Annotated in this window: 9 protein-coding genes; 1 reads left to right on the forward strand and 8 read right to left on the reverse strand. The window is 71.6% G+C overall.

What is annotated here, in order from left to right:
* The 6 genes from rplS to ABZ646_RS32875 all read right to left on the reverse strand — a co-directional run.
* Positions 1-301 (reverse strand): 50S ribosomal protein L19 (rplS, locus tag ABZ646_RS32850; RefSeq protein ID WP_360527022.1); only part of this gene is annotated, 301 nt, incomplete at its 3' end.
* 136 nt (positions 302-437) lie between these two features.
* A complete protein-coding gene (gene trmD / locus ABZ646_RS32855; protein WP_360527025.1) occupies positions 438-1271 on the reverse strand; it encodes a tRNA (guanosine(37)-N1)-methyltransferase TrmD in 834 nt (277 codons plus the stop codon).
* A gap of 3 nt (positions 1272-1274) precedes the next feature.
* Positions 1275-1817 (reverse strand): ribosome maturation factor RimM, encoded by a 543-nt coding sequence (rimM, locus tag ABZ646_RS32860; protein ID WP_360527028.1) that lies wholly within the window; start codon positions 1815-1817, stop codon positions 1275-1277.
* A gap of 106 nt (positions 1818-1923) precedes the next feature.
* A complete protein-coding gene (locus ABZ646_RS32865) occupies positions 1924-2163 on the reverse strand; it encodes an RNA-binding protein (protein WP_003973401.1) in 240 nt (79 codons plus the stop codon).
* 5 nt (positions 2164-2168) lie between these two features.
* Entirely contained in the window at positions 2169-2588 is a 420-nt protein-coding gene (gene rpsP, locus ABZ646_RS32870; protein ID WP_351485038.1) for a 30S ribosomal protein S16, read from the reverse strand.
* Between the two features lie 282 nt (positions 2589-2870).
* Entirely contained in the window at positions 2871-3467 is a 597-nt protein-coding gene (locus tag ABZ646_RS32875; protein ID WP_360527031.1) for a hypothetical protein, read from the reverse strand.
* A gap of 527 nt (positions 3468-3994) precedes the next feature.
* Here ABZ646_RS32875 and ABZ646_RS32880 point away from each other — a divergent pair.
* Positions 3995-4858, forward strand: a complete 864-nt coding sequence (locus tag ABZ646_RS32880; protein ID WP_360527034.1) for a class I SAM-dependent methyltransferase — start codon at positions 3995-3997, stop codon at positions 4856-4858.
* Positions 4859-4907: 49 nt separating this feature from the next.
* Here ABZ646_RS32880 and ffh read toward each other — a convergent pair whose 3' ends face one another.
* Positions 4908-6458 carry a signal recognition particle protein gene (gene ffh / locus ABZ646_RS32885; protein WP_360527037.1) on the reverse strand — a complete coding sequence of 517 codons (1551 nt, stop codon included), beginning with the start codon at positions 6456-6458 and terminating at the stop codon, positions 4908-4910.
* Between the two features lie 110 nt (positions 6459-6568).
* A complete protein-coding gene (locus ABZ646_RS32890; protein ID WP_360527040.1) occupies positions 6569-9001 on the reverse strand; it encodes a [protein-PII] uridylyltransferase in 2433 nt (810 codons plus the stop codon).
* Between the last annotated feature and the right edge of the window lie 53 nt (positions 9002-9054).

Genomic DNA, 9054 nt, shown 5'->3' on the forward strand with positions numbered 1-9054 from the left:
GCAGGTAGTAGAGCTTGGCGCGACGCACGTCACCGCGGGTGACGAGCTCGATCTTCTCGACGATCGGGGTGTGCACCGGGAAGGTGCGCTCGACGCCGACGGAGAAGGAGACCTTGCGGACCGTGAAGGTCTCGCGGACACCGCTGCCCTGGCGGCGGATCACAACGCCCTTGAACTGCTGCACACGGGAGCGGTTGCCCTCGATGACGCGCACGTGGACGTTGACGGTGTCACCCGGGCGGAAGGCCGGGACGTCGCTGCGCAGCGACGCGGTGTCGACGGTGTCGAGCAGGTGAGACATTTCGTCTGCTTTCTTCGCTGATGCCACAGGTCATCAACGGAAACTAGGTGTTCCATGAGGAGTGCCGTGCGGGTCGGGGCGGGCGTCGTGTCCCCCTGCGGCAGGGGCGCATGCCGGACGGACGCACAACAGCGGCCTATTCTTCCACGGCCTCTGGCCTGCGCCAAAATCGGCCGTGGGGGGCGCCCTGCGGGTCCGGGGCCCAGCCCAGGATGGAGAGCATCTCGCGGTCCTTCTTGTCGAAGGCCTTGGGGTCGCAGCGCTCGATCAGGTCGGGCCGGTGGGCGGCCGTGCGCCGCAGGGCCTCGTCGCGGCGCCAGCGGGCGATCTTGCCGTGGTGGCCGCTGAGCAGCACCTCTGGGATGTCCCGGCCGCGCCAGACGGGCGGCTTGGTGTAGACGGGGCCCTCCAGGAGGTTGGCCATCGCGCCGGGGGCGAAGGAGTCGTCCCGGTGCGACTCGGCGTTGCCGAGGACGCCGGGCAGCAGCCGGGCCACCGCCTCGGTGATCACCAGTACCGCCGCCTCGCCGCCGGCCAGCACGTAGTCGCCGATGGACACCTCGTACACCGGTATCCGGGTCGCGTACTCGTCCATGACGCGCCGGTCGATGCCCTCGTAGCGGGCCGGCGTGAAGATCAGCCAGGGCCGTTCGGAGAGCTCGACGGCCAGTTCCTGGGTGAAGGGGCGGCCGCTCGGGGTGGGCACGATCAGCGCGGGGGCGTGCGAGCCGGTCTCGTAGCCGTCGGCGAGCGCGGTGTCGAGGGCGTCGCCCCAGGGCTCGGTCTTCATGACCATGCCGGGGCCGCCGCCGTACGGCGTGTCGTCGACGGTGTTGTGGCGGTCGTAGGTCCAGGCCCGCAGGTCGTGCACGTGGACGTCGAGCTGCCCACGCGCGCGTGCCTTGCCGACCAGCGAGACGTTCAGCGGTTCCAGGTACTCGGGGAAGATCGTGACGACGTCGAGGCGCATCTCTTACGACTCTTCCCGCGAGGAAACGATCTCTGCGCGGTCGTCGATCAGACCCGGCGGCGGCGCGATGACCGCCTTCTGCTCCTCCAGGTCGATCTCGACGACGATCTCCTGCACGAACGGGATCATCACCTCGGTGCCGTCGGGACGCTCCACGATGAACAGGTCCTGGGAGGGCAGGTGGGAGATCTCGGTGATCCGGCCGACCTCGGTGCCGTCCTCGGTGACCACGTCCAGGTCCATGAGCTGGTGGTCGTAGTACTCGTCCTCGCCCTCGGGCAGTTCCTCCGGGTCGATCTCGGCGATCAGCAGGGTGTTGCGCAGAGCCTCGGCGCCGGTGCGGTCCTTGACGCCCTCGAAGCGCAGCAGAAGACGGCCGCTGTGCACGCGGCCCGTCTCGATGGTGAGCGGTCCCACGCCTGCGGGGTCGGTGGCGAGCACGGCGCCGGGGGCGAGCCTGAGCTCGGGTTCGTCGGTGCGTACCTCCACGGTGACCTCGCCCTTGATGCCGTGGGCGCGGCCGATCCGTGCGACTACGAGCTGCACTGTGCCTGGTCTCCTGTCATTCCCTGCTCATACGACTGCGCTCATACGACTGCGGGCCGGGGACGGCCGGCGGCCCTCCCCGGCCCGAGCCGGTTGCGATTAAGCGTCAGCGGACGTGGTCCACGTCGACGAGGTCGACGCGGACACCGCGGCCGCCGATGGCACCCACGACGGTGCGCAGGGCACGCGCGGTACGGCCGTTGCGGCCGATCACCTTGCCGAGGTCGTCGGGGTGCACCCGGACCTCCAGCACGCGCCCGCGGCGCAGGTTGCGCGAGGCGACCTGCACATCGTCAGGGTTGTCGACGATGCCCTTCACGAGGTGCTCAAGCGCTTCTTCGAGCATGCTGCTCAGGCCTCGGTCGACTCGGACTCGGCAGCGGCCTCGTCCTTCTTCTCAGCCTTCTTCTTCTGGGTGATCGCCTCACCCTTGCCCTCGTCGTCACCGCCGAGCGCCTCGAACGACGGACGCGTCGACTTGGGCGCGGCGACGAGCAGCGGCGCCGGGGCGGGCTCGCCCTTGAACTTCTGCCAGTCGCCGGTCTTCTTCAGGATGGCGAGCACGGGCTCGGTCGGCTGGGCGCCGACGCCGAGCCAGTACGCCACGCGGTCGGCGTCCACCTCGATGACCGACGGGTTGTAGGTCGGGTGGTACTTGCCGATCTCCTCGATCGCACGGCCGTCACGGCGGGTGCGGGAGTCGGCGACGACGATGCGGTAGTGAGGCGAACGGATCTTGCCCAGACGCTTCAGCTTGATCTTGACTGCCACGGGAGTGGGTTCTCCTGGTTTTGACGTGGTTGGGCACGGCGAGACTGCCGCGTGGGGTTGCGGTACCCGAGTGCCCGACGGACGCGTCAGCCGGAGGAGAGAGGGGTCCTGTGCGGCTGTCGAGTACAGCTAGCCATTGTGCCACACCCTGCGGGTCGCCCTGCCCGGCGGTCGTGCGAGGGCACGCCGAAAGCGCACCCGGCGTGGAGGTGGTGTTACGTCGGGTGCACTGACCGGCATCACGGTGCGGCGACGGCCGCGGCTGCCACGAGCAGCCGCGTCCTACGCCGCGCCGACGACCTCCGGGATGCGGAACGGCTTGCCGCAGCCGCCGCACACGATGGGCGCCTGGGCCAGGACCGACGGGACCACCCGGACGTTGCGGCCGCAGTCGCACACCGCCTTGACGCGGACGCCGCCACCGGAGGAGCCGTGGCGGGCGGCCGGGCCGCGGAAGGTGCGGGTGGTGTCGGCGGACGTGGCCACCGTGTGCGCCTTGAGCGCGCGTTGCAGTCTCTCGATGGTCGGACGGTAGCGGCGCTTCGCCTCGGGGCTGAGGGAGACCAGCGAGAAGCCGCTGCTGGGATGCGGCTCGTCGGGGTGGTCCAGGCCCAGTTCCTCGGCGATCGCCAGGAATCGGCGGTTGTGGTAGCGGCCGGCCCGTGAGGTGTCGCGGACTCCCCGGGAGGCGGCGATGCCGTGGACTGCCTCATGGAGCAGCCGTTCGAAGGAGAGTTCGTGACCGCACGCGGACGACGACTCCCCGATCAGGGACTCTGGCGCGGCGAGGTCCGGCAGCTCGGGGTGGTACCGCTGAATGTCGGCCCACGCCTGCGCCAGCTCTGCTGCGAGGACAGGTGGTGTCTGTGTCGTGCTCACGTAATGACAACGAGCGGGGGTGCCGCTGTGTTCCTATTCCGGGGCATCCCAAATAATTTGCACGTACCCGTCAGTTGCCGCTGATGCGCGGAGACGAGTACGGGTGCGCTGATCTGCGGAGAAGCCTCACAGCTCCTACCAAGCCGGTGCGTAGTCCGACGTACGCCCCGGCGCGTACCCACGAGCCGGACGCCGGGGCGGCAGTGGTCGGTGGCTGCGCAAGACACGTTTCGGCCGCTCTCGGCGGCGGAGGACGCCACATCGGTCAGCGTGCCCGGCGAACCGGACGTTACTCCGGGGCCGACCATGGCCAGAACCGCCGTGTCGTGGGTCCGATGGTAGAGCCCCAAGTTGCCGGGATGTGAAATCTCGCCACAGTCATAGTCCATGCACAAGCGGGGTCCCGCGACCTCTGGACGCCACCGCGAGCCCGGAGTTATGTGGCATAGGTGGGAAGTGCGGGCGCACGGCACGGGGGCCACGGAATCGGTCAGTGCGTATCTCTCGGCGGATTGGGGCGCTTACCTATGACACCTACGCTCGTGCGGCACCACCCTCCTTCTCACGCGGGCTCCACCCCCCGCGTGAACCTGGGCGCACGCGCGCGTGACTGGTCCGAGATCCAGGAGCGGATGCTGGTGCCGCTCTACGAGACCGTCCACGAGCGACTCGAAGTGGGCCCGGCCACCCGGCTGCTCGGCCTGCGCTGCGGTTCCGGTCTCGCCCTGCTGATGGCGGCGGCCAGAGGAGCCACGGTGACCGGGGTCGACTCCTCTCCCGAACGACTCGCCCTCGCCCGTGAGCGGCTGCTGCCCGACCCGGCCACGGGGGCACGCGCCCGTGGCCGCACCGCCCGGATCGTCCAGGGCTCGCCCGGGGACGCGGCCGACGTGCAGGCACCGGCGTACAACCTGATCACCGCCTTCGAGCCGATCGGCTGCCTGGCGGGCGACGCCGAGCGGCTCGGCGGCCTGCTCGGGGAGGCGGTCCCGTCGGCGGCGCGCGGGGCGGCCGTGGTGCTGGCCGGCTGGGGTCCGCCGGAACGCTGCGCGACCTCGTCCGTGCTGCGGGTGGCCGCGAAGTTGGCCGATCCTTTGCGCAGGACGGACTGTTGGCGGCCGGCCCGCCGGGACGACCTGGAGGAGGTCGCCGGGCGGGCCGGTCTGCGGATCGACGGTTCCGGGCGGGTGTCCTGCCCGTTCGGGTACGCCGACGCGGACAACGCGGTGCGGGGGTTGCTGTCGACCGGGCTGTTCGACGCGGGGATCGCGGCCGCCGACGAGGAGCAGGTAGGCAAGGAGCTGGTCGAGGCGCTCCAGCCGTACCTGCGGCCTGACGGCACGGTGTGGATGCCGAACGTCTTCCGGTACCTGATCGCGCGCGTGCGCTGACGCTTCGGACGCGGCCGGAGGCGACGGGGTGGCACCCGCACGGGTGGACTCAGCCCATGAACTTCTTGAACTCGTCCGGCAGCTCGAAGTCCTCGGCGCCCTGCTGCGGCATCCCGAAGGCGTTGCCGCCCTGGGCGGCGGCCTCGCGCCGCTGGGCCGCCTCCAGCTCCTGCTGCTTGCGCTTCATCGGGTTGCCGGAGCGCTGCTTGCCCTTGGCCTGCTTCTGCTGCTTGCGCTGCCGGCCGGGGCCGCCGCCCATGCCCGGGATCCCCGGCATGCCGGGCATGCCGCCGCCCTGGGCCATGCGGGACATCATCTTGCGGGCCTCGAAGAACCGCTCGACGAGGTTCTTCACCGCGCTGACCTCGACGCCCGAACCACGGGCGATACGGGCGCGCCGCGAGCCGTTGATGATGGTCGGGTCCTGGCGCTCGCCGGGGGTCATCGACTTGATGATGGCGGCGGTGCGGTCGACGTCCCGCTCGTCCAGGTTGTTGATCTGGTCCTTGATCTGGCCCATGCCGGGCAGCATCCCGAGCAGCTTGCTGATGCTGCCCATCTTCCTGACCTGCTCCATCTGGGCCAGGAAGTCGTCCAGGGTGAAGTCCTGGCCCTTCTTGGACGCCAGCTTGGAGGCCATCTTCTCGGCCTCTTCCTGGTCGAACACCTTCCCGGCCTGCTCGAGCAGGGTGAGCAGGTCACCCTGGTCGAGGATGCGGGAGGCCATCCGGTCAGGGTGGAACGCGTCGAAGTCCTCGAGCTTCTCGCCGCTCGACGCGAACATGATCGGCTTGCCGGTGACCTGGCGGATCGACAGGGCGGCACCACCGCGGGCGTCGCCGTCCAGCTTGGACAGGACCACACCGTCGAAGCCGACGCCGTCGCGGAAGGCCTCGGCGGTGGTGACGGCGTCCTGACCGATCATCGCGTCGACGACGAAGAGGATCTCGTCCGGCGAGACCGCGTCCCGGATGTCCGCGGCCTGCTGCATCATGTCCTGGTCGACACCGAGACGGCCGGCGGTGTCCACGATCACGATGTCGTGGACCTTCTGCTTGGCGAACTCGATGGAGTCCTTGGCGACCTTGACCGGGTCACCGACGCCGTTGCCCGGCTCGGGGGCGTAGACCGCGACACCGGCGCGCTCGGCGACGACGCTCAGCTGGTTCACGGCGTTCGGGCGCTGGAGGTCGGCCGCGACCAGGACCGGCGAGTGGCCCTGCTCCTTCAGCCACCGGCCGAGCTTGCCCGCGAGGGTGGTCTTGCCGGCACCCTGGAGACCCGCCAGCATGATCACGCTCGGCGGCGTCTTGGCGAACCGCAGGCGCCGGGTCTCGCCACCGAGGATCGTGACGAGCTCGTCCTTCACGATCAGCAGGACCTGCTGGGCCGGGTTCATGGAACGCGAGACCTCGGCACCGAGGGCGCGTTCCTTGACGTTCTTGATGAACGCCCGCACGACCGGCAGGGCCACGTCCGCTTCGAGCAGCGCGATGCGGATCTCCCGCGCCACGGCGTCGATGTCCGCCTCGCTGAGCCGCCCCTTGCCCCTGAGGGACTTGAAAGTGGCTGAGAGGCGATCAGAAAGGGTATCGAACACGGCTGCGTCGGTCCTCGGCGTAGGCGACAGTCTGGGCTGCCCTCCAGGGTATCCGGCCGCGCAAGGAACTCGTCCCCGCCTTGCACGACCGGGTGGTCGGACCCACGGGGTCACGCCCGCAGGGTCTCCTCCAGCGCCCGGGCCACCGAGGCCGCCTCCTCCCCCGCCAGCGGGGTCCCGGCGGCCGAGGTCACGTAGAAGGCGTCCACGGCGTTCGAGCCCAACGTCGACACGTGGGCGCTGCGCACCCGCACACCCGCCTTCTCCAGCGCGTTGCCGATCCGGAACAGCAGCCCGGGGGCGTCCTGGGCGCGCACCTCGAACACCGTCGCGTGCCGGGAGGCCGCCGAGGCCACCGTCACGCGCGGCGGCGGCGCCGACCGGCCGCGGCGCCTCGGGTAGGCCGCGTCCCGCTCGGCGAGGCGTCCCGCGATGTCGAGCGAGCCGTCCAGCGCCCGCACCAGGTCGGCCCGCAGCCGGGCGGCCTGCGGGAGCGAGCCGTACTCCGCCGCCACCCGCCAGTCGAGGAGCAGGACCGTGCCGTCGACGTCGGCCGGGAGCCGGAGGGTACGTAGTTCGGCCGTGCGGACCGTGAGGCGGTGCACGGCGAGCACCCCGGAGACGGCGGGCAGGACGCCGGGCTGGTCGGGCACGGCGATGAGCAGCTCCACGCCGAGCGGTTCCGGCTCGCCGGTCTGCTCCTCGTCGGTGGCCGCCGGCTCGGTCTGGGCGCGCAGGGCGAGCACCGGGCCGCCGGTGCGGAACGCCTCGATGGCGAGCCGCTCCTGCTCGGCCGTGGGCGCGGCCGGCTCGGGTTCGTCCGCGGTGTCCCCGGCGAGGACCGCGGAGACCCGCTTGACCAGGTCGGCGACGAGGGAGCCGCGCCAGGAGGACCAGGCGGCCGGGCCGGTGGCCAGGGCGTCCGCCTCGGTGAGGGCGTGCAGCAGCTCCAGGGTGCCCTGGGTGCCGACGGCCTCGGCGACCAGCCGGAGGGTGGCCGGATCCTCCAGGTCACGGCGGGTGGCGGTCTCGACGAGCAGCAGGTGATGGCGTACGAGGGTGGCCAGGACGGCCACGTCCGCGCGGTCGAAGCCGATCCTGGCCGCCACGTCCTTGGCGATGATCTCGCCGGCCACGGAGTGGTCCCCGGGCCAGCCCTTGCCGATGTCGTGCAGCAGGGCGGCGACCAGGAGCAGGTCGGGTCGGTGGACGCGGCGGGCGAACTCGGAGGCGCGCACGGCGGTCTCGATGAGGTGCCGGTCGACGGTCCAGATGTGGACGGCGTTGCGCTGGGGACGGCAGCGCACCCGCTCCCAGTCGGGGAGCAGGCCGGTGATCAGGCCCTCGGCCTCCAGGGCCTCCCAGACGTCGACCGTCGGCCGGCCGGAGCCGAGGAGCGTGACCAGCAGTTCGCGGGCCTCGGCGGGCCAGGGGGTGGGCAGGGGGCGGACGGTCTCGGCCATGCGGCGTACGGCGTGCAGCGAGAGCGGGAGGCCGGCCTGGGCCGCGGCGGCCGCGGCACGCAGCGGGAGCACGGGGTCGCGTTCGGGGCGTGCGGCGCGGGCGAGCACCACCTCCCCGTCCTGCTCCACCACCCCTTCGGCGAGCGGGGAGCGCTCGGGGACGGGCTTGCCGCCGCCGAGCATGGCGCGCAGCCGCGGCCGGACGGCACGCGAGCGCAGCACACGCCCCACTTCACGCCAGGTGACGTCGCTGGCGTACGAGATGACGCGCGCGGACTCGTAGACCTGGCGCAGCAGGGTGTCGGCGTCGAGGAGGTCCAGTTCGGCGGCGACCTGGTCCTGTTCCTGGAGGGCGAGCCGGTCGGTCGCGCGCCCTGTCGCCAGGTGCAGGGCGTCGCGGACGTCGAGGAGGCGTCTGCGGGCGTCGGCGAGGCCCTCGCGCGGGGCGTCGGCCACCCAGGAGGCGGCGACGGCGCGCAGGGCGGTGGCGTCGCGGAGGCCGCCGCGGGCCTCCTTCAGGTCCGGTTCCAGCAGGTACTGGAGTTCGCCCTGGCGTTCGGCGCGCTCCGCGCACAGCTCCTGGAGTTCCAGGAGGCGTTTGGGCGCCTGGTTGCGCCAGTCGGCGAGGATCGCGGTGCGCAGTCCGGAGGTGAGACCGAGGTCGCCGGCGATGTGGCGGGCGTCGAGGAGGCCGAGCTGGACCTTGAGGTCCTCACCGGCGGTCTTGCGGGCCTCGGCGGGCGTGCGCACCGAGTGGTCGAGGGCGATGCCGAGGTCCCAGACGGGGTACCAGAGCCGGTCGGCGACCGCGGCCACCGCGCCGGGGTCGCCGCCGTCGTGCAGCAGCAGGAGGTCCAGGTCGCTGCGCGGGGAGAGCTCACCGCGGCCGTAGCCGCCGACGGCGACCAGACAGACGCCGCCCCTGATGCCCTCGGTGGCCGCCGCGAACAGCCCGGTCAGCCAATCGTCGGTCAGCTCGGCGAGGGCGGTACGGCGCGGCGGCCCGGACCGCGCCCCCTCGGTGAGGAGGCGCAGCCGGGCCGCCGCGTAGCCGCTGGGTCCCGTGTCCTCTTTCACCACAGACTGACACACCCCGACCTTCCCTCCATTAAGTCAGACTTTTACTTTTGAAC

This window comes from Streptomyces sp. NPDC007162, from assembly GCF_040634175.1.
GTDB lineage: Bacteria > Actinomycetota > Actinomycetes > Streptomycetales > Streptomycetaceae > Streptomyces.